The sequence below is a fragment of the Bacillus sp. SIMBA_005 genome (genome assembly GCF_046535585.1).
Lineage (GTDB): Bacteria > Bacillota > Bacilli > Bacillales > Bacillaceae > Bacillus > Bacillus pumilus.
Genome location: NZ_JAWRWI010000004.1, coordinates 1 through 17,959, shown reverse-complemented (window position 1 = coordinate 17,959; position 17,959 = coordinate 1). Strand labels below are relative to the sequence as shown.

Genomic DNA, 17,959 nt, shown 5'->3' with positions numbered 1-17,959 from the left:
GTCTAATGGAACACACAACTCAAACGAAAATATTAGTCGTAGATGATGAGGCAAGAATTCGCCGCCTTTTAAAAATGTATTTAGAACGTGAAAATTATGAAATCGATGAAGCTGAAAATGGAGATGAGGCCATTCAAAAAGGACTCCAAACAGATTATGACCTCATTTTGCTCGATTTAATGATGCCTGGCACAGATGGGATCGAAGTGTGTAATCAAATTCGAGACAAAAAAGCAACTCCAATCATTATGCTGACGGCAAAAGGAGAAGAAGCCAACCGCGTGCAAGGGTTTGAAGCAGGAACGGATGACTACATCGTCAAACCTTTTAGCCCGCGTGAAGTTGTTTTACGTGTAAAGGCATTGCTCAGAAGATCTTCTCAAACATCTTATCTCAATACTGGGACAACAACAAAAGATGTACTTGTGTTTTCTCATCTTTCAATTGACCACGATGCGCATAGAGTGACAGCTGATGGCAAAGAAGTCAGTCTCACGCCGAAGGAATATGAGCTTTTATATTTCCTTGCGAAAACACCGGATAAGGTTTATGACAGAGAGAAGCTGTTAAAAGAAGTATGGCAGTATGAATTCTTTGGAGACTTGAGAACAGTTGATACCCACGTCAAACGACTACGGGAAAAGCTGAATAAAGTGTCACCAGAAGCTGCGAAAAAAATCGTGACGGTATGGGGTGTCGGGTACAAATTTGAGGTCGGCGCTGAATGAAACTGTGGAAAAGTGTCGTTGGAAAGCTATGGTTAACCATTCTCTTCCTCGTCCTCATCGTTTTATCTATTTTAACCGTGCTTCTTTTAGAGTTCATTGAAAATTACCATGTAGAAGAAGCAAAGTCAGATTTAACGCAAATGGCAAATAAAGTGGCGGTCATTTTAGAAAGCCATGACGATCAATCACTCGCAAGGTCGATTACATCAGAGCTTGCTGACAAATTGACGAGTATTGCGATTATCCAAGAGGACGGGCTAGAGTGGTACTCGTCTGAAAAAGACGGGAAGCTTCCTGCGATTACAAAGAAACAAATTGAAGCAGACAGTGATTTGAATCAAGCGCTAAAAAATCGTAAAAAAATCAGTAAACGTGCAGAACCAAATGCAGGCAACCATAAAGATGAACGAATTGTCGTCGGTGTTCCATTTGAGGCAAACGGGAAAAAAGGCATGGTCTTTCTTTCTCAATCATTACTCGCTGTAGAGCAAACAACAAAACATACGACGCGTTATATCTTCCTAGCAGCCGGAATTGCCATTGTTCTGACCACTATATTCGCTTTCTTCTTATCAACACGTGTCACCTATCCTCTTAGAAAAATGAAAGAGGGAGCACAGGATCTGGCGAAAGGGAAATTTGATACAAAGATTCCTATATTAACGCAAGACGAAATTGGAGAACTGGCCATCGCCTTTAATCAAATGGGCAAGCAGCTTAAATTTCATATCACAGCCTTAAATCAAGAAAAAGAGCATCTGTCCAATATTTTAAGCAGTATGGCCGATGGTGTCATCACCATTAATATTGATGGAACGATCCTTATGACGAATCCTCCTGCAGAACGATTCTTGCAGGCATGGTATTACGAGCAAAATATGAAGATCAAAGATGGAGATGAACTGCCTCCAGAAGCGCGAGAACTGTTTCATACAGCCGTCAGCACGGAAAAAGAGCAAATGATCGAAGTCACGCTGCAAGGGCGTACTTGGGTTCTTCTCATGTCTCCGCTTTATAATCAGCAGGACGTTAGGGGAGCAGTTGCGGTCCTTCGTGATATGACAGAGGAACGAAGACTTGATAAGCTGAGAAAAGACTTCATTGCCAATGTCAGTCATGAACTTCGTACTCCAATTGCTATGCTGCAAGGATATAGTGAGGCGATTGTAGATGATATTGCAGGGTCAGAAGAGGAAAAGAAAGAGATTGCGCAAATTATTTACGACGAATCGCTTCGAATGGGACGTCTTGTGAACGATCTTCTAGACCTAGCGAGAATGGAAGCTGGCCATATTACACTGAGTCTTGAATCAACGGATACAGAAGAGCTGATCGAGAAGATTTACCGCAAATTTCTCGGCATTGCAAAAGAAAAGCAAGTTGATCTCACATATGACATTCAAGTGGATGAACCCCACTTTGTACTCGATCCAGATAAGATTGAGCAGGTGTTTACGAATCTTATTGATAACGCCATTCGTCATACACCAGAGGGCGGAGAGGTTCACTTCTCGGTTCAATCGGTGGAAAGCGGTCTGAAAATGGATGTAAAAGATTCAGGAAGCGGAATCCCAGAAGAGGATCTGCCATTTATTTTCGAACGTTTCTATAAAGCGGATAAGGCAAGAACAAGAGGGCGTTCTGGTACTGGACTTGGTCTTGCGATTGTGAAGAACATCGTAGAAGCGCATCAAGGCTCCATTCATGCACATAGCAAAGCGGGTACAGGTACACACTTTACCTTTTATATTCCGAGAAAAAAGCAGGAACTCGTCTAATCCTGACGAAGAATCTTGTTACATGAGAAACACTTCTTTTCGAAAGAAAAAGAAGTGTTTTTTTTTATTTTCATATTTTTAAGGAGAAGTTAAACAAAAAGCCCTTTCAAAATTGTCGAACTTGTAATATATTTGTCATAAAGTTGTAATGTAACGTTTTGTAAGAGTCACTCGACAAAAATAAGTGAACGGAGGGGTTTCCTATGCATGAAACCTTTCAAAAAATATATGATTCGTACCATCAAGATTTGTACCAGTTTTTATTTTATATGGTTAAAGATAAAAATCAGGCAGAGGATCTCGTTCAGGAGGTTTACATCCGGGTACTTCACTCATATAAAACTTTTGAAGGAAGAAGCAGCGAGAAAACATGGCTGTTTTCGATTGCAAGGCATGTGGCAATTGATTGGTTTCGCAAACAGCAAACCATTAGACAACGGGTACTCGGCACGTTTGATTGGGATAAGCAGGATGTAAAGGACCCAGACTTGCTCCCGGACGAACTGGCTGTGCAGGATGAAAATGTAAAAGAAATCTATGCCGCACTTGATCAGTGCACGATTGATCAACGAGCTGTCATCATTTTAAGATTTATCCAGGGCTACTCAATCATGGAGACGGCAAAGGCGCTAAAGTTCTCGGAAAGCAAAGTCAAAACAACTCAGCACCGAGGCCTGAAAGTGCTCCGAAAACATATGGAGCTTTTGAAGGAGGAGCTAGTGAATGAAAACGAACAGGTCCGATTGGAGCGAAGAACGAATCAAGGTGTTACTAAGTCAGCTTCCAAAGGTGGAGGACAACCGTTCATCTAAGCAAATATACCAGAAGATGCTGATGGCAAGCGGGCAGAAAAAGAAAAGTGCCAAATGGATCGGTCCAGCGGTCGCAACCGTTGTGGTTTTATTTATGGCGTTTTTAATTTCTCCTCATTTATTTCAGCCGGCTGCTCAAGATCATCAACAGCAAATGAAAATGGATTCAAGTGCTGACAAAAGTCAGGTGAACGCCACATTAGAGGCGGTCAAGCAGACTGATGGGCCCTCACACGTTGTTTCTTATAAGCAGCAGCAAAAGTATATGACCATTGCATACATAGATGAATCGACCTCTCAAGTGGTTCCAATTAGCATTGAAAAAGAGGATGGGTATGATCATTTGCAGGATATGGTGAACACATATGAACAGGTGCAGCTGCCTGAAATGACAAAGCCCCTTCAATCTTATATGGATATGGTGGACCTTCGCGAAAAAGGAGATACACTTATTTTTCAATTAAAAAGTGATTTGTCCCTTGATACGTTAAAAGAAGCCAACCGGTTTAAAGATATGGTAAAAGAAACGCTAAAATGGAGCAAATATAAGCAGGTGCAAGTCAAGACAGCCAAAGGGTCTCACCTTCAACTGGCAAATGGAAGCGTTGGAGCAATATCGATTGAAAAACAAACAAAGCACGCTTATTATGTTTTAGAGAATAAGAGCGGGACTTTTTTGGTGCCGTCAAAAGCGCATTATTCATCGTATGAAGATGCGGTAGAAGCCATGAAGCGTACAAGCGATGCAGGACTTGATCCATTAATTAAAGACGAACCGATTAAAGAAGTGACGTCTAAAGGAAAACATGTGACCATTACGTTTGGAGCATCAGCGCGATTATCGGACTCAAATGATCATATTTTACTCATTGAAGGTCTGCTGCTCTCAGCAAAAGATTTTGGTTTTACAGAGGTTACCATTCAACAGGCAGGAACAGATCAAGTGGGGCCGTATGAATTAGAAGAACCGATAGAGGTGCCGGCTCTGCCGAATCCAGTTGTCATAAAAGACCGTTAAAGGACGCGAGAAATTGCGTTCTTTTTTGATGTATAGAAAATAGCTTCCTTGCTGTATACTAAGCTGTCATAAAAAGAACCTCAAAGAAGGGGAGTCACTGATGAAAAGGTATTGCTTCATATGTGCCAGCTGTTTTTTGATGATCTTTTCGCCTTTTGCTCATGCACAGGAAACAAGCGAATGGGTGGAGCCGATAAAAGGAGAAGTCACGGATTTGTTTGGGACAAGAGGCGGCTCGCACATGGGATTAGATATAGCTGCGCCAGAAGGAGAATCCATCTTTGCTGCAAGTGAAGGTGTGGTCTCGCGTTCGTATGTATCTGCTACATATGGCGAGGTTGTGTTTATCCAGCATCCAAATGGATATGAAACCGTCTATGCACATCTACATGAGCGTTTTGTTAAAAAGGGTGACCATGTAGAAGCAGGACAGCCAATTGGCATTATCGGCAACACAGGGGCGTCTAGAGGCACTCATTTGCATTTTGAGGTGCACAGGGGTCATTGGTCAGCCAGCAAAGAAGATGCGGTAGATCCACTCACAATCATTGCGATGGATCGCTTCCAAGAGCCGGCTCTACATGTAAACGGACAAGAGAACAATACATATCTCATTAAACAAGGAGATACCCTTTGGTCGATTGCAAAGGCGCATGAGATGACTGTGGAACAATTGAAAAAGATCAATGAGCTGTCCACTCATCTCATCCGAACGGGAGATCGTTTAATGATTTCAAAACAATAAACCTCATGCATTTGCATGAGGTTTATCATGATTTTTTATAGGTCGATCAGACGCACAGAAAGTATATCTTGCACTTCGGTTAATTCTTTGACAATTTCGTCCTCAAGATGCTTGTCGAAAGAAAGCATCATGATGGCTTCGCCGCCTTTTTCTTTACGTCCTACCTGCATTGTCGCAATGTTGACATCATGGTCGCCTAAAATTTGTCCAACCTTTCCAATCACACCAGGTGCATCAGTATGCTGGATGTAGACAAGGTGTCCATCTGGATAAAAATCAATATTAAATCCATTAATGGAAACAACGCGTTCTCCTAAATGCGGGATATAGGTTGCTTTTAGAGTAAAGGTTGAAAGGTCGCCTTTGACTTCAATAGAAATGCTGTTTTCGTAACCAGATTCGCTGGAAGAAATCTTTTCACTAAAGCTAATGCCGCGTTCTTTTGCCACCATTCCAGCATTGACTTCATTTACAGTCGAATCAACACGCTCTTTTAAAAAGCCTGACAGGAGACTTTTTGTAATAAAGGATGTTTCGAGTTTTGAAATAGAGCCTTCGTAAGAGATGCCTACTTCTTTTACCGGTTCTCTCATAGATTGAGAGACAAGACGTCCGAGCTTTCCTGCAAACTGATGATAAGGCTGAATTTTTTTGAACTCATCTTTTGTCATCGCTGGTAGATTAATAGATGACATAACAGGGAGTCCTTTTGCAAATTGAAGTACTTCTTCAGATACTTGCGCCGCTACATTTAATTGTGCTTCCTTCGTCGATGCGCCAAGATGCGGAGTCGCAATGACGAGCGGATGATCTACAAGCGGATTATCAGTAGGAGGTTCTACCTCAAATACATCGAGTGCAGCTCCTGCAACATGGCCGCTTTCAAGCGCTTCAAGAAGGTCACGCTCGTCAATAATACCACCGCGTGCACAGTTCACTAAGCGGACGCCTTTTTTCGTTTTTGCAATTGTTTCTTTATTGAGAAGCCCTCTTGTTTCTTTTGTTAACGGGGTATGTACAGTGATGATATCTGATACTTCGAGTACTTCATCAAGTGACTTGGCATTGACACCAATTTTTTCTGCACGTTCCTTTGTCAGAAATGGGTCAAATACGTTGACTGTCATGCCAAATGCTCTTGCGCGCTGGGCAATTTCGCTTCCGATTCTGCCAAGTCCAACAATCCCAAGAGATTTTCCATAAAGCTCAGCACCAACATATGCACCTCTGTTCCATTCTTTTGATTTCACAGAAATGTTGGCTTGTGGAATATGACGCATGAGTGAAGAGATCATCGCAAATGTATGCTCAGCTGTGGAGATCGTATTACCGTTTGGTGCATTGATCACAATGACGCCATGCTTGGTTGCTTCATCAATATCAATATTGTCTACTCCCACACCGGCACGGCCGACAATTTTTAATGAAGTCATTTTTTCATAAAGCTCTTTCGTTACTTTCGTCGCACTTCTGACAAGTAAAGCATCAAATGTGTGTAATTCATCTGCTGCCTCTGTTACATTTTTTTGGACAATTTCAACAAAATCTGATTCTAAAAGTGGTAAAAGACCGTCATTGCTCATTTTATCTGAGACTAATACTCGAAACATCGTAAGATTTCCTCCTAAAATAAACGTCATAAATATCTGATAATTTACCATATTCCTTTTCACTGTGTCAATCAAATTAAAGCAGTAAAGCGAAAAAGAAAACACGAACATTTCTTGGTGTCTTTATCAAGAATGGACACCTTTAAACAAAAGATAACCAATTTTTTCGCATTTGTCATTATAATTTTTAAGTTTTTTGCGATTTCTTAAAACTGATGAAATTGCTCAGGATTTTTATCTGTACAAATGCTCATATATCATATATAATGATGTCGAATTGAATAATGATCAATCTTCGGGGCAGGGTGCAATTCCCTACCGGCGGTGATGAGCATAGTCTCTAAGCCCGCGAGCCTTTTTTGGCAGGATTCGGTGTGATTCCGAAGCCGACAGTATAGTCTGGATGGGAGAAGATGGAGGTTCGTAAACGTTGAAAACTTGGTTTTTCACACGTTTATTTGTCTAGCCTAAATTCCCCGCTCCTGTTTTCATGAGCGGTTTTTTGTGGCTGAAATTGAACAATCCTCTTTTCGAAAGATTTGATCGAAAAGGAGAGAGAATATTGAATCAAAGTAAAGTAAAACGTTTAGTCGTCACCAGTATGCTTAGCAGTATTTCGTTCGTGTTAATTTTATTGGATTTCCCTTTCCCAGGGCTTCCAGCGTATTTGAAAATTGATTTCAGCGATATCCCAGCGATTATTGCGATTTTAATTTATGGGCCAGGTGCAGGAATTGCCGTTGAGGCATTAAAAAATGTTCTGCATTATCTCATTCAAGGCAGTATGTCCGGCGTTCCAGTTGGGCAAGTCGCGAACTTCATTGCAGGCACACTATTCATCTTACCAGTCGCCTTTATGTTCAAAAAAATTAAATCAGCAAAAGGAATGGCTTGGTCAATGATCATGGGTACATTACTTATGACTGTGATGATGAGCATTTTAAATTACTTCTTATTCCTGCCAGCTTACACATGGTTTTTAAACGCACCAGAACTATCAGATCATGCGCTCAAGACGACCATTACAGCAGGGATTTTACCTTTTAACTTTATTAAAGGAATCATCATTACCATCGTATTTAGCTTCATTTTTGTGAAAATGCGTCCATGGTTTGAAAATAAGCGCCGACTTCAAAATAGTTAATATAAAAAAAGCCCCTGCATAAGGGGCTTTTATACTATTCATGCTTAAGTGGGTCACCCTCGAAAGATTCGTCCGCAACTTTGATTGAGTCAGTTGGACATCCTTCAAATGCATCAAGCATATCTTCTTCAAGTACTTCTGGAACTTCTACAGTCCCTTGGTTGTCGTCAAGCGTAACAAATGCAATGCCTTCATCATCATAATCATAAATGTCTGGAGCAGCTGCACCGCATGCGCCGCAAGCAATACATGTGTCTTTGTCTACAATTGTATATTTTGCCATGTTAAAAAAATACCTCCCAAATAGTTCGATGGAACACATGGTTTAACCTTTTTAGTTTCACCGATAAAAAACGATTTCCTCAAACCTTATTGTAATGATTTTAAATTCACATTTCAACTGTAAAGTGATTGAGAATGCTTATCACATAAGGGTTTGTTCATAACTTTCCCCCATAAATTGAGTTTAAACATTTCTTCTTGTATGAAATCTGTTAAAATAAAGGGAGAAAATATTCGAATTTTGTCAGGAAGACAGGTGCTTTGATGAATGACTCTTCATTATTTGGATGTCATGTTAATGGACAGCGTATATAAATTGAACGGCGAACGCTCCATTAGTGCTGTCTACCATCTTTTTAAAGGAAAAAAATCATCACAAACCATACAGGATGCCAGCTTGTTTGAGCTTTCCAGGTACTTCGGCTGTTACCCGGGGTTTACGAGGGATCAGCTGAATCGTTCTGCTTTAAAGCTTGAAGAGAAGCACTACATTAGAAAAATCGATGAGACACTCAGCATCACTGAAGCAGGGAAGCAAATGCTGTATCAGCATTTTTCTGAAAAACCGATGCCTGCTTATTTTCATGGTGCCAAATACCATGATAAAGCAAAGATGCTATGGATGAGGCTCTCTTTACTTGTACAAGTACTTTCTCACCATATGGCTGGATCGCATCAATATGTTCCAATACAAAGAGATGTCTCGGTTCAAAGCTGGACGAAGTCTTTTTTGAAACAGCATCAGCAGAAAAGCAAGCTTTCAGAAGATCTGCATCATGAAATGGAACACCTCCTAATCAACCTAAGTGATCAAGAGGCACTGATTTTTGTTTACTCATTGACCTCAAATGAACGAATCGGGCGTACGTATCAGCAAATGGCGGAGTGGATGAAAGAAGATGTGTGGTATGTGTACATACTTTTTTGGAATGTACTCCATTATTTTATTCAATCTGCCCAAAAAGGTGAGGCGCCGATTTTGCAGCAGCTCGTAGGTGACCTTGAATTCAAACGCGTGTTAACAACTTCTACTCACAAAACACTTGAGCTTGTCCAAAAAGGATTTGATATTGAACAAATTGCTCACATTCGTTCATTAAAAAAGGCAACGATTGAAGATCATATCGTGGAGCTGTCGATACACGAGCCAAGCTTTTCAATAGATACCTATGTGAGTATAAAAGAGCAGCGGGAGATCCTTACTGTAGCCAGAGAGCTGCAAACAAATAAAATGAAGCTGATTAAAGAAAAACTCGAGCATCCATTTACTTATTTTCAAATACGATTGGCACTGACAAGGATGGTGAAAGCAAATGGATAAGCTTCATCAGACGCTCATGCGATACTTTGGCCATGACACATTTAAAGCAGGTCAAGAGGACATTATTCGAAGTGTACTGCAACAAAAAGATACGGTTGCCATGCTGCCTACTGGTGGAGGGAAGTCACTTTGCTATCAAATTCCCGGTTATATGACAGACGGGTTGGTTCTGATTATTTCGCCGCTTTTATCGCTTATGGAGGACCAAGTCGAACGAATGAAAATGCGCGGAGAAAAACGAGTGGCGGCGCTTAATAGCACATTGTCTTTTCAGGAGAAGCGACATATCATTCGGCATTTGCCATCATATAAATTTCTATTTGTCGCACCTGAGGCATTAATGTCAAAAGTGCTGCTTGAACAGCTCAAATCGATGCGTATTGGTCTGTTTGTCGTCGATGAAGCGCATTGTATATCAGAATGGGGGCATGATTTCCGTCCTGAATATTCGAAGCTCGGAGAATGGAGAGAAGCGTTAGGTCATCCTGTGGCTTTAGCTCTTACAGCTACAGCAACGAAACAAACACTAAAAGATACTGTACAAACGCTAAGATTACAGCATCCAGACTTTCATATTCATTCTGTCAACCGTCCGAACATTGCCTTAGTCAAAGAAGTGCACGAATCGAAAGAAGCAAAAGAGAAACGGGCCATTGAGCTTGCGGATTTTCTGCAAGGACCAGGCATTATTTATTGCCCAACCCGGCAAATGACAGAAGAGCTTGCTCTCTGTATGAAACAAAAAACCAATCAGCGTGTTGAGTTTTATCATGGCGGAATGGATGCAGGAGACCGTATGCTCATTCAGCAGCAATTTATCAGCGGTCAGCTTGATCTCATTTGCTGTACGAGTGCTTTTGGCATGGGAATTGATAAAGCGAATATCCGATTTGTCATTCATATGAGCCCTCCGCAATCGATTGAAGCATTTATGCAAGAGATTGGAAGAGCGGGAAGGGACGGGAAAAACAGTGTGAGCATTCTTTTATATACAGAAGAGGATGCAGATATTCAGCAACACTTGATCCAAGCAGAAGGATTTGACGAGCCAGAAATTGATTTCTATTTAGCCCAACTGACACAAATGCAGACAAATGATGAAAAAAAATTACGTGAACGATTGATGGAAACAGGGCTTCAGGAGACGCGTGCAAGAATGCTGACGCATTATTACATGATGCATGAGTCCGAACAGCGCCTGGCAATCCTTATGAATCTAAAAGAAAAATTACAGGACAGACAAACAGAAAAGCTGAGAAAAGTGTGGCAATTTAAAGAGCTGATCATGGATCATGACTGCTTTAGACAATCTCTGTTATCATATTTTCACGAACAGTTTGATCAAACAGAGCGCGAATCCTCTGATTATTGCTGCTCTTCTTGCGGGCTGAACCTGTCTGATTATGAAAAAAAAGAACAATCATTGGAGCTGAATGAAATGAAACACTGGAAGACTGTGCTGGATCGTATGTTTCATCTGACAAAAGAGGCGCAGCATTGATTGAACAACATCGCCGAATCATTGAAAAATTAACCGATCGACAAGTCGTAGAACAGCTGTATTTCACTCAGTTGCTCATGCTTATCGTTTCTTTTTTACTAGGCATATTTATGTTCGATCAATGGACGGAATTTACAGCCCTTTGGCAGATTCGTGATATGCGCATTCTGACATATGGAATTGGCGGTGCTTTGCTCGTCATTATTGTGGATGCAATTGTCATGAAGGTGTTTCCTGCTCATATGTATGATGATGGCGGTTTAAATGAAAAGATGTTCAAAAACCGAAGCATCCCGCATATTGTTTGGTTAGCACTTCTCATTGCCTTTTCAGAGGAAATACTATTTCGCGGAATTGTTCAACAGCAATTTGGACTTGAGATTGCCAGCATCGTGTTTGCGCTTCTTCACTTTCGCTATTTATCAAAAATACTCTTGTTTATCCTCGTGGTTTCCATTAGTATTTTTTTAGGACTTTTATACGAGTGGACGGGGAATTTGTTTGTTCCTGTCATGACACATTTTGTCATTGACTTAGTCTTTGCTTGTCAAATTCGTTTGAAATATAAGGGGAGGGATGAACATGGAAGAAATGTCGAGAATGCAGAGAAAGAAGGCGCAGCTGACAAACAATCATGACGACAATGTAGAGGAAATTCTTGAAGAAAAAGTACATCCTTCTGATGACTCTCACTTTCCTACGCGAGAAGACTTTCATGAATATAAGAAGCAGCGTACGAAAAAAGTGCGCAATCCTTTATTTACGACATTGGCTATTATTTTTCCAATCATCGTCATCACTGTTTTCTTTCTATTGATCTACTACACTTCAAAGGAAATTAACGATAATAACAATCAAGGTGTATACATTGATAAAACCTCAAGTGCTGACACAGACCCAGTTCCGTCAGCACTAGCCGAAACAAAAAATGACGCAACCGCTGATAAAGCGGATGCGTCTGATGAAGAGAAGAAAAAGAAAGATGAAGAAAAAGAAAAGCAGCGATCAAAAGAAAAAGCAGAACAAAAGAAAAAAGAAAAAGCTGCTAAAGAGAGAAAAGAGCGCGAAAAAGCCGCAGCTGCGAAAAAGCGTGAACAGCAGCAGCTAGCTCTCCAAAAACAGCAAGAAGAGAAAAAACGAAAAGAAGCCGAAGAGAAAAAGAAGCAGGAAGAAAAGCCAGTCCGTGTCGTGCAGCACACTGTTGGACCAGAGGAAAACCTGTATCGAATCTCGATGAAATATTACAAAAGCCGATCAGGTGAAGAGAAAATAAAAGCCTACAATCATTTAAATGGGAACAGTGTATACAGTGGTCAAGTGCTCAACATTCCATTGGAAAACTAATTACCTGACATGAACGAATGAAAAAGCACATACATATGTAGAAAAAAGGGACAGGGTGTATGTGATGACGTTGCACGCAATCAGCCGCTATATGGATCAGCCGACACTGAAAATGATGGAAACATTGATCAAAAGAAAGCACAAATATGAGGGCTTTGCCAAGCAGTGCAAAAGGTGGCAATGGACAGCCCTTTTGTCACTGGCGATTCTTTTGTTTTATTTTGTGATAACGGCAAATAAGGGAGGCTCTCTTCAGCCAGAAGCGATGATTGCAACACTGCTCGGTCATGAGGTTTTTCTATTTTGGATAATGGCTGAGGTGTTTGCTTTTTATGCTTCTTATTATTATAAGAAAAAAGAAGAAAAGGCTGAGGATGAATATCATCGCCTCAGATGTGAGATTATACAAAAAAGCACAGACTTATGGCCGCAATCAGACCAGTGGAAAGAGCGTGAAGCGGTTTTTCACTATATGCAGCAGCAATATGACATTAATCTCTATTATGAAAGTAAATAAATGTGTAAAAAGACGTTTTAATAGTTGAAACGTCTTTTTTCATTCAAGCGTCTTATGAACGACACATATGCAAGGGAGCCATTTATGATGAAATATGCCATCGGATTTACTGCCGCCATTGCGGCTGTTACAACAGGTGTGTGTGTAACGGCAAAAATGGTGAAAACGGCAAAACAAAACAACATCAAAAAGCATTACTTTACAATAGAAGCACTTCAATCAGATCGACCAGCAGTGATTTTCTTTATTTCTGATACACACCGGCGGCTGATTAGTGACTCATTATTAGCGGAAGTCACACAAGAAAAACCGGATGTCATTATGATAGGCGGGGACTTAGCAGAAAAAGGTGTACCCTACGCCAGAATTGAAGAAAATGTGAAACGTTTATCAAGAATTGCACCCGTTTATTTTGTTTGGGGAAATAATGATCACGAGCTGCACCAGCAAAAGCTTAAAGAGATTCTTCATGCTTGCGATGTGACGACTCTGCAAAATGAAACAGCTGTGTGGGATTTCGAAGGCCAGCCAATCAAAATTGGAGGCATCGACGATATTCGGCTTGAAAAGGCGGATTATGAAGCGATACGGCCTGAGTTTGTAAAAGATGACGTAAATATTCTCTTATCACACAACCCAGATATACATCATTTAATGAGTGAAGATGAGGGGATCGACCTTGTTCTGAGCGGTCATACGCATGGAGGTCAGATCAGAATTGGGAAATTTGGTCCGTATGAAAAAGGAAGAACAGGTCAGGTCAAAGGCGCATTTTTTCTCATTAGTAATGGCTATGGAACAACAAAGTTTCCAATGCGTCTCGGGGCAGAACCAGAAACTCATCTGATCTATTTAATGCCTGTCAAAACGCGATGACTTGCTGCGCCCTCAATATTTTCCATAAAAGTCACCGGAAGCATAGCTTCATGCTTGTCTTCCGTCTTGACACAGTGTAAACTGAATACAAAATTAAGAACCTATGACTTATCATCTCATATACTACAGTATGATGTGTGTTTAGAAGAGGCAGGAGGGAACGTTATGCGACTGGAGCGTCTGAATTATAATAAAATCAAAATTTTTCTCACACTAGATGACCTGACAGACCGGGGTCTTACGAAAGAAGACCTTTGGAAAGATTCGTTCAAAGTCCATCAACTGTTTAAAGACATGATGAACGAAGCGAATCAGGAGCTCGGTTTTGAAGCGAGTGGACCGATTGCTGTTGAAGTATTTTCACTTCAGGCGCAGGGGATGGTCGTCATTGTCACAAAGAGTCAGCAGGATGAGGATGATGATGAAGAGTTTGATGAAGATTACATTGAGATGCAAGTCAAGCTCGACGAGAGTCATCATGTGCTCTATCAATTTGCCTCGTTTGAAGATGTGATTCAACTGTCCCATAGTTTAAGTCGTATTGGACTTTTAGGGGGTACAGTTTACCATTATGAAGGTCAATATTTTCTCAGCCTAGATGATTTTGAAGAACTGTCTGCTGATACCGTCATTTCCATTTTAGCGGAGTTCGGTTCTCCTACGACATTAACGATCCATCGGCTAAAAGAATACGGAAAAGTGATCATGCAAGATGATGCAGTGAAAACGATTCAAATGTATTTTTAATCACTTTTTTCTATTATATTTAATACTGTTGTGATGAAACAACAGTATTTTTTTATATCCTTTTTATATTTATAAACGCTGATATTTTATTTTGATAAAAAACGTTTTTTACCTTTGCTTTACCAGTACGAAGGTGTATACTATTGCTTGAAAGGGAGCAGTAGATCATGAAAGATTTCTAGGGGGTTTATTTTAATGGCAGCCGATCAAAACGCCGCTCATAACGCAGAAGATAAGCTAGATGTTTTAAAGTCAACTCAAACCGTCATACATAAAGCGCTAGACAAATTAGGGTATCCGCAAGAAGTGTATGAATTGCTAAAGGAGCCAATTCGTCTATTAACTGTGAAAATTCCAGTACGAATGGATGATGGATCAGTGAAAATTTTCACTGGTTACCGTGCGCAGCACAATGATGCTGTCGGACCGACAAAAGGCGGTATCCGTTTCCACCCGAACGTTACTGAAAAAGAAGTAAAAGCGCTTTCAATTTGGATGAGTTTAAAATGTGGTATTGTGGATCTTCCTTATGGCGGAGGAAAAGGCGGTATTATCTGTGATCCAAGAGAAATGTCATTTAGGGAGCTTGAAAAACTAAGCCGCGGCTATGTTCGTGCAATCAGTCAAATCGTTGGTCCAACGAAAGATGTACCAGCACCAGATGTGTTTACAAACTCTCAGATTATGGCATGGATGATGGACGAATATTCTAGAATGGATGAATTTAACTCGCCAGGATTTATTACAGGAAAACCAATTGTGCTTGGAGGATCACACGGACGTGATACTGCAACAGCAAAAGGTGTGACGATCTGCATCAAAGAAGCGGCGAAGAAAAAAGGAATTGACATTAACGGAGCACGTGTTGTCGTACAGGGATTCGGAAATGCAGGAAGCTACTTGGCTAAATTCATGTATGATGCCGGAGCGAAAATCGTAGGGATTTCAGATGCTTACGGCGGGTTATACGATGAAGATGGTCTTGATATTGACTACTTGCTTGACCGACGTGACAGCTTTGGAACCGTTACTAAATTATTTAACGATACCATCACAAACAAAGAGCTGCTTGAGCTCGATTGTGATATCTTAGTACCTGCAGCCATTGAGAACCAGATCACTGAAGATAACGCGGCAAACATTAAAGCTAAAATTGTCGTAGAAGCAGCAAATGGTCCAACGACACTTGAAGGAACCAAAATTCTTTCAGATCGTGGAGTACTGCTTGTCCCAGACGTACTTGCGAGTGCGGGTGGTGTAACGGTTTCTTACTTTGAATGGGTGCAGAATAACCAAGGGTTCTACTGGACTGAAGAGGAAGTCGAAACTCGTTTAGAAGATATGATGGTGAAATCATTTAATAATATTTATGAAATGGCGCAAAATCGCCGCATCGATATGCGTCTTGCTGCATATATGGTCGGCGTACGTAAAATGGCTGAAGCTTCTCGATTCAGAGGCTGGATTTAAGCGGCTCATTTGCATCGTGCCTTAAAATCTCCTATCCTTAAATAGGAGATTTTTTTATGGAATGGAACAACTCATAAACAGCTAGCAATTGTTATTGCATTGAAACGACAGGAGTGGAACAAATGAAACAAGAAAAAGCGATCATAATAGGAGGCGGCCCATGCGGGCTATCAGCTGCCATCGCATTCAAGCAAATTGGAATTGATGCACTTGTCATTGAAAAGGGGAATGTCGTCAACAGTATTTATCATTACCCAACACATCAAACCTTTTTTAGTTCAAGTGAAAAGCTTGAGATTGGTGATGTCGCTTTTATTACTGAAAATCGCAAGCCCGTTCGTATCCAGGCACTTTCTTATTATCGAGAAGTAGTCAGACGAAAAAGCCTGCGTGTACATGCTTTTGAGAAAGTGAACGCTGTGACGAAAAAAGACGGTCATTTTACCGTGAGCACATCAAAAGACGACTATGTATGTGATTATGTCGTGATTGCTACTGGCTACTATGATCATCCAAACTATATGAACGTCAAAGGAGAAGACCTTCCACATGTGTATCATTATTTTAAAGAAGGACACCCATACTTTGATAAAGATGTAACGGTGATCGGCGGGAAAAACTCGAGTGTCGATGCTGCGCTAGAACTTGTGAAATGTGGAAGCAGAGTCACTGTACTTTATCGAGGCACTGAATATTCATCTAGCATCAAACCTTGGATTTTGCCAGAGTTTGAAGCGCTTGTGCGGAATGGAACGATTCGAATGGAGTTTGGAGCGCAGGTGAAGGAAATCACAGAAGAAGAAGTGATTTTTACTAACCAGCAAGAGCAAACAGAGCGAGTGAAAAGTGATTATGTTTTTGCCATGACAGGCTATCATCCAGATCATTCTTTCTTAGAAAAAATGGGTGTGACAATTGATCAAGAATCAGGTCGTCCAGCATTTGATGAAGAGACGATGGAGACAAATGTAGAAGGTATTTTCATCGCAGGAGTGATTGCAGCTGGAAACAATGCCAATGAAATTTTCATTGAAAATGGAAGATTTCATGGGGGGCTTATTGCAGAAGAAATCAACAAAAGAATGAACGGATAAATAAAGAACTGGATCCTTCTAAGGGATTCGGTTCTTTTTGATATAAAATGGGATTATATAGAAAGTAATTTTCATAAAAATGGGCTCGAGTCATATAAAAAAAGGGTAAATCATGGTACGATAATGAAGGATAATGTAGGGAAAGAGGTCTGGTTATGATCGCAATCATCTCAGCAGGATTAGCTCCCGGCATCGCACTTTTAAGTTATTTTTATTTGAAAGATCAATACGACAATGAGCCGGTTCACATGGTCATCAGATCTTTTATGCTAGGCGTTATTCTTGTGTTTCCAACCATGTTTATTCAATATGTCCTTCAAGAGGAGCATATCGCAACGAACCCTATCTTGATTTCATTTGTGACGTCGGGCTTCTTAGAGGAATCTTTAAAATGGTTTATTTTAATGGTCAGCGTCTATGCGCATGCCCAATTTGACGAACACTATGATGGGATTGTATATGGAACAAGTGTCTCACTTGGTTTCGCAACACTTGAAAATATTCTTTATTTGGTCGGTCACGGGGTTGAATATGCGTTTACCCGTGCTTTATTACCCGTCTCAAGTCATGCTTTATTCGGTGTTGTGATGGGGTTTTATATCGGCAAAGCCCGCTTCTCTGAAAAAAAGGAGCAGCGCAAATGGCTGATCCTTTCTTTAACGCTTCCTGTGCTTTTTCACGGCCTTTATGATTTTATATTGTTAGGGATGAAAAATTGGGGATATATCATGCTGCCATTCATGATTTTTTTATGGTGGTTTGGCCTGCGAAAAGCAAAAAAGGCTCGTTCCGTGAAAATGGTGCAGATTTAATGTGGAAAAACGTCCTATCAGTTGGGACTGACCCCCGTTATTGAGACAGGGATCAAAACACCTTTATACAGCCAATTGCCGATAGTTTATCGGTGATTGGTTGTTTAGTTTCGTTTGAATACGAATGTTGTTATAATAATAAATGTATTCTTTGACAGTG

General features: G+C 40.6%; 19 protein-coding genes and 1 riboswitch. Of the genes, 16 read left to right on the top strand and 3 right to left on the bottom strand.

Annotated elements, in window-relative coordinates; genetic code table 11:
- Nucleotides 1-5 precede the first annotated feature (5 nt).
- The 5 genes from SB660_RS07245 (at nt 6) to SB660_RS07225 (ending at nt 5,081) form a co-directional block, all read left to right on the top strand.
- Nucleotides 6-728 carry a response regulator transcription factor gene (locus tag SB660_RS07245; RefSeq protein ID WP_003215596.1) on the top strand — a complete coding sequence of 241 codons (723 nt, stop codon included), beginning with the start codon at nt 6-8 and terminating at the stop codon, nt 726-728.
- Complete coding sequence (locus tag SB660_RS07240) at nt 725-2,506, top strand: ATP-binding protein (protein ID WP_180310574.1); 1,782 nt, start codon at nt 725-727, stop codon at nt 2,504-2,506. The genes SB660_RS07245 and SB660_RS07240 overlap by 4 nt, the downstream gene beginning before the upstream one ends.
- A 203-nt stretch (nt 2,507-2,709) precedes the next feature.
- Nucleotides 2,710-3,318 (top strand): RNA polymerase sigma factor SigX, encoded by a 609-nt coding sequence (gene sigX / locus SB660_RS07235; RefSeq protein WP_003215976.1) that lies wholly within the window; start codon nt 2,710-2,712, stop codon nt 3,316-3,318.
- Entirely contained in the window at nt 3,230-4,336 is a 1,107-nt protein-coding gene (locus SB660_RS07230) for a sigma X negative regulator (RefSeq protein WP_410581962.1), read from the top strand. The genes sigX and SB660_RS07230 overlap by 89 nt, the downstream gene beginning before the upstream one ends.
- Before the next feature lie 100 nt (nt 4,337-4,436).
- Nucleotides 4,437-5,081 carry a M23 family metallopeptidase gene (locus SB660_RS07225; protein WP_169057071.1) on the top strand — a complete coding sequence of 215 codons (645 nt, stop codon included), beginning with the start codon at nt 4,437-4,439 and terminating at the stop codon, nt 5,079-5,081.
- Nucleotides 5,082-5,116: 35 nt separating this feature from the next.
- Here SB660_RS07225 and serA read toward each other — a convergent pair whose 3' ends face one another.
- Nucleotides 5,117-6,691 carry a phosphoglycerate dehydrogenase gene (gene serA, locus SB660_RS07220; protein ID WP_058014789.1) on the bottom strand — a complete coding sequence of 525 codons (1,575 nt, stop codon included), beginning with the start codon at nt 6,689-6,691 and terminating at the stop codon, nt 5,117-5,119.
- A 287-nt stretch (nt 6,692-6,978) separates the two neighbouring features.
- A riboswitch (FMN riboswitch) is annotated at nt 6,979-7,110 on the top strand.
- A gap of 143 nt (nt 7,111-7,253) precedes the next feature.
- Between serA and fmnP the strand changes: the two genes are divergently transcribed.
- Nucleotides 7,254-7,835, top strand: a complete 582-nt coding sequence (gene fmnP, locus SB660_RS07215; RefSeq protein WP_012010414.1) for a riboflavin transporter FmnP — start codon at nt 7,254-7,256, stop codon at nt 7,833-7,835.
- A 34-nt stretch (nt 7,836-7,869) separates the two neighbouring features.
- Here fmnP and SB660_RS07210 read toward each other — a convergent pair whose 3' ends face one another.
- The gene (locus tag SB660_RS07210) at nt 7,870-8,118 is read right to left on the bottom strand and encodes a ferredoxin (protein ID WP_003215700.1); all 249 of its coding nucleotides are present in this window, start codon (nt 8,116-8,118) and stop codon (nt 7,870-7,872) included.
- Between the two features lie 267 nt (nt 8,119-8,385).
- On the opposite strand from SB660_RS07210, the gene SB660_RS07205 reads away from it, so the two are divergent.
- The 10 genes from SB660_RS07205 to prsW all read left to right on the top strand — a co-directional run bounded on the left by SB660_RS07205 (nt 8,386) and on the right by prsW (nt 17,799).
- Nucleotides 8,386-9,438 carry a YpbB family protein gene (locus SB660_RS07205; protein WP_410581959.1) on the top strand — a complete coding sequence of 351 codons (1,053 nt, stop codon included), beginning with the start codon at nt 8,386-8,388 and terminating at the stop codon, nt 9,436-9,438.
- Nucleotides 9,431-10,939, top strand: a complete 1,509-nt coding sequence (locus tag SB660_RS07200) for a RecQ family ATP-dependent DNA helicase (RefSeq protein ID WP_410581957.1) — start codon at nt 9,431-9,433, stop codon at nt 10,937-10,939. The genes SB660_RS07205 and SB660_RS07200 overlap by 8 nt, the downstream gene beginning before the upstream one ends.
- Complete coding sequence (locus tag SB660_RS07195; protein ID WP_058014792.1) at nt 10,936-11,577, top strand: CPBP family intramembrane glutamic endopeptidase; 642 nt, start codon at nt 10,936-10,938, stop codon at nt 11,575-11,577. Before SB660_RS07200 ends, SB660_RS07195 begins: the two co-directional genes overlap by 4 nt.
- Complete coding sequence (locus SB660_RS07190; RefSeq protein ID WP_058014793.1) at nt 11,522-12,283, top strand: LysM peptidoglycan-binding domain-containing protein; 762 nt, start codon at nt 11,522-11,524, stop codon at nt 12,281-12,283. Before SB660_RS07195 ends, SB660_RS07190 begins: the two co-directional genes overlap by 56 nt.
- A gap of 64 nt (nt 12,284-12,347) precedes the next feature.
- The gene (locus SB660_RS07185) at nt 12,348-12,800 is read left to right on the top strand and encodes a DUF2663 family protein (protein WP_058014794.1); all 453 of its coding nucleotides are present in this window, start codon (nt 12,348-12,350) and stop codon (nt 12,798-12,800) included.
- 87 nt (nt 12,801-12,887) lie between these two features.
- A complete protein-coding gene (locus tag SB660_RS07180; protein ID WP_410581954.1) occupies nt 12,888-13,676 on the top strand; it encodes a metallophosphoesterase in 789 nt (262 codons plus the stop codon).
- Between the two features lie 165 nt (nt 13,677-13,841).
- The gene (locus SB660_RS07175) at nt 13,842-14,423 is read left to right on the top strand and encodes a genetic competence negative regulator (RefSeq protein ID WP_058014795.1); all 582 of its coding nucleotides are present in this window, start codon (nt 13,842-13,844) and stop codon (nt 14,421-14,423) included.
- A 195-nt stretch (nt 14,424-14,618) separates the two neighbouring features.
- Entirely contained in the window at nt 14,619-15,893 is a 1,275-nt protein-coding gene (locus tag SB660_RS07170; protein ID WP_058014796.1) for a Glu/Leu/Phe/Val family dehydrogenase, read from the top strand.
- A 122-nt stretch (nt 15,894-16,015) separates the two neighbouring features.
- Nucleotides 16,016-16,987: a YpdA family putative bacillithiol disulfide reductase gene (locus SB660_RS07165; protein WP_058014797.1), complete on the top strand. Its 972-nt coding sequence runs from the start codon at nt 16,016-16,018 to the stop codon at nt 16,985-16,987.
- Between the two features lie 155 nt (nt 16,988-17,142).
- On the top strand, nt 17,143-17,799 hold the full coding sequence (gene prsW / locus SB660_RS07160) for a glutamic-type intramembrane protease PrsW (protein ID WP_169057080.1): 657 nt from the start codon (nt 17,143-17,145) through the stop codon (nt 17,797-17,799).
- A gap of 63 nt (nt 17,800-17,862) precedes the next feature.
- Here prsW and SB660_RS07155 read toward each other — a convergent pair.
- Nucleotides 17,863-17,959: IS3 family transposase (locus SB660_RS07155; RefSeq protein ID WP_326376927.1), on the bottom strand; the 97-nt coding region annotated here is incomplete at its 5' end.

Excerpts from the sequence above, each read along its gene's own strand:
- SB660_RS07245 (WP_003215596.1), top strand. The coding sequence starts at position 6 with ATGGAACACACAACTCAAACGAAAATATTAGTCGTAGATGATGAGGCA.
- SB660_RS07240 (WP_180310574.1), top strand. The coding sequence starts at position 725 with ATGAAACTGTGGAAAAGTGTCGTTGGAAAGCTATGGTTAACCATTCTC.
- sigX (WP_003215976.1), top strand. The coding sequence starts at position 2,710 with ATGCATGAAACCTTTCAAAAAATATATGATTCGTACCATCAAGATTTG.
- SB660_RS07230 (WP_410581962.1), top strand. The coding sequence starts at position 3,230 with ATGAAAACGAACAGGTCCGATTGGAGCGAAGAACGAATCAAGGTGTTA.
- SB660_RS07225 (WP_169057071.1), top strand. The coding sequence starts at position 4,437 with ATGAAAAGGTATTGCTTCATATGTGCCAGCTGTTTTTTGATGATCTTT.
- serA (WP_058014789.1), bottom strand. The coding sequence starts at position 6,691 with ATGTTTCGAGTATTAGTCTCAGATAAAATGAGCAATGACGGTCTTTTA.
- SB660_RS07210 (WP_003215700.1), bottom strand. The coding sequence starts at position 8,118 with ATGGCAAAATATACAATTGTAGACAAAGACACATGTATTGCTTGCGGC.
- SB660_RS07205 (WP_410581959.1), top strand. The coding sequence starts at position 8,386 with ATGACTCTTCATTATTTGGATGTCATGTTAATGGACAGCGTATATAAA.
- SB660_RS07200 (WP_410581957.1), top strand. The coding sequence starts at position 9,431 with ATGGATAAGCTTCATCAGACGCTCATGCGATACTTTGGCCATGACACA.
- SB660_RS07190 (WP_058014793.1), top strand. The coding sequence starts at position 11,522 with ATGGAAGAAATGTCGAGAATGCAGAGAAAGAAGGCGCAGCTGACAAAC.
- SB660_RS07185 (WP_058014794.1), top strand. The coding sequence starts at position 12,348 with ATGACGTTGCACGCAATCAGCCGCTATATGGATCAGCCGACACTGAAA.
- SB660_RS07180 (WP_410581954.1), top strand. The coding sequence starts at position 12,888 with ATGAAATATGCCATCGGATTTACTGCCGCCATTGCGGCTGTTACAACA.
- SB660_RS07175 (WP_058014795.1), top strand. The coding sequence starts at position 13,842 with ATGCGACTGGAGCGTCTGAATTATAATAAAATCAAAATTTTTCTCACA.
- SB660_RS07170 (WP_058014796.1), top strand. The coding sequence starts at position 14,619 with ATGGCAGCCGATCAAAACGCCGCTCATAACGCAGAAGATAAGCTAGAT.
- SB660_RS07165 (WP_058014797.1), top strand. The coding sequence starts at position 16,016 with ATGAAACAAGAAAAAGCGATCATAATAGGAGGCGGCCCATGCGGGCTA.
- prsW (WP_169057080.1), top strand. The coding sequence starts at position 17,143 with ATGATCGCAATCATCTCAGCAGGATTAGCTCCCGGCATCGCACTTTTA.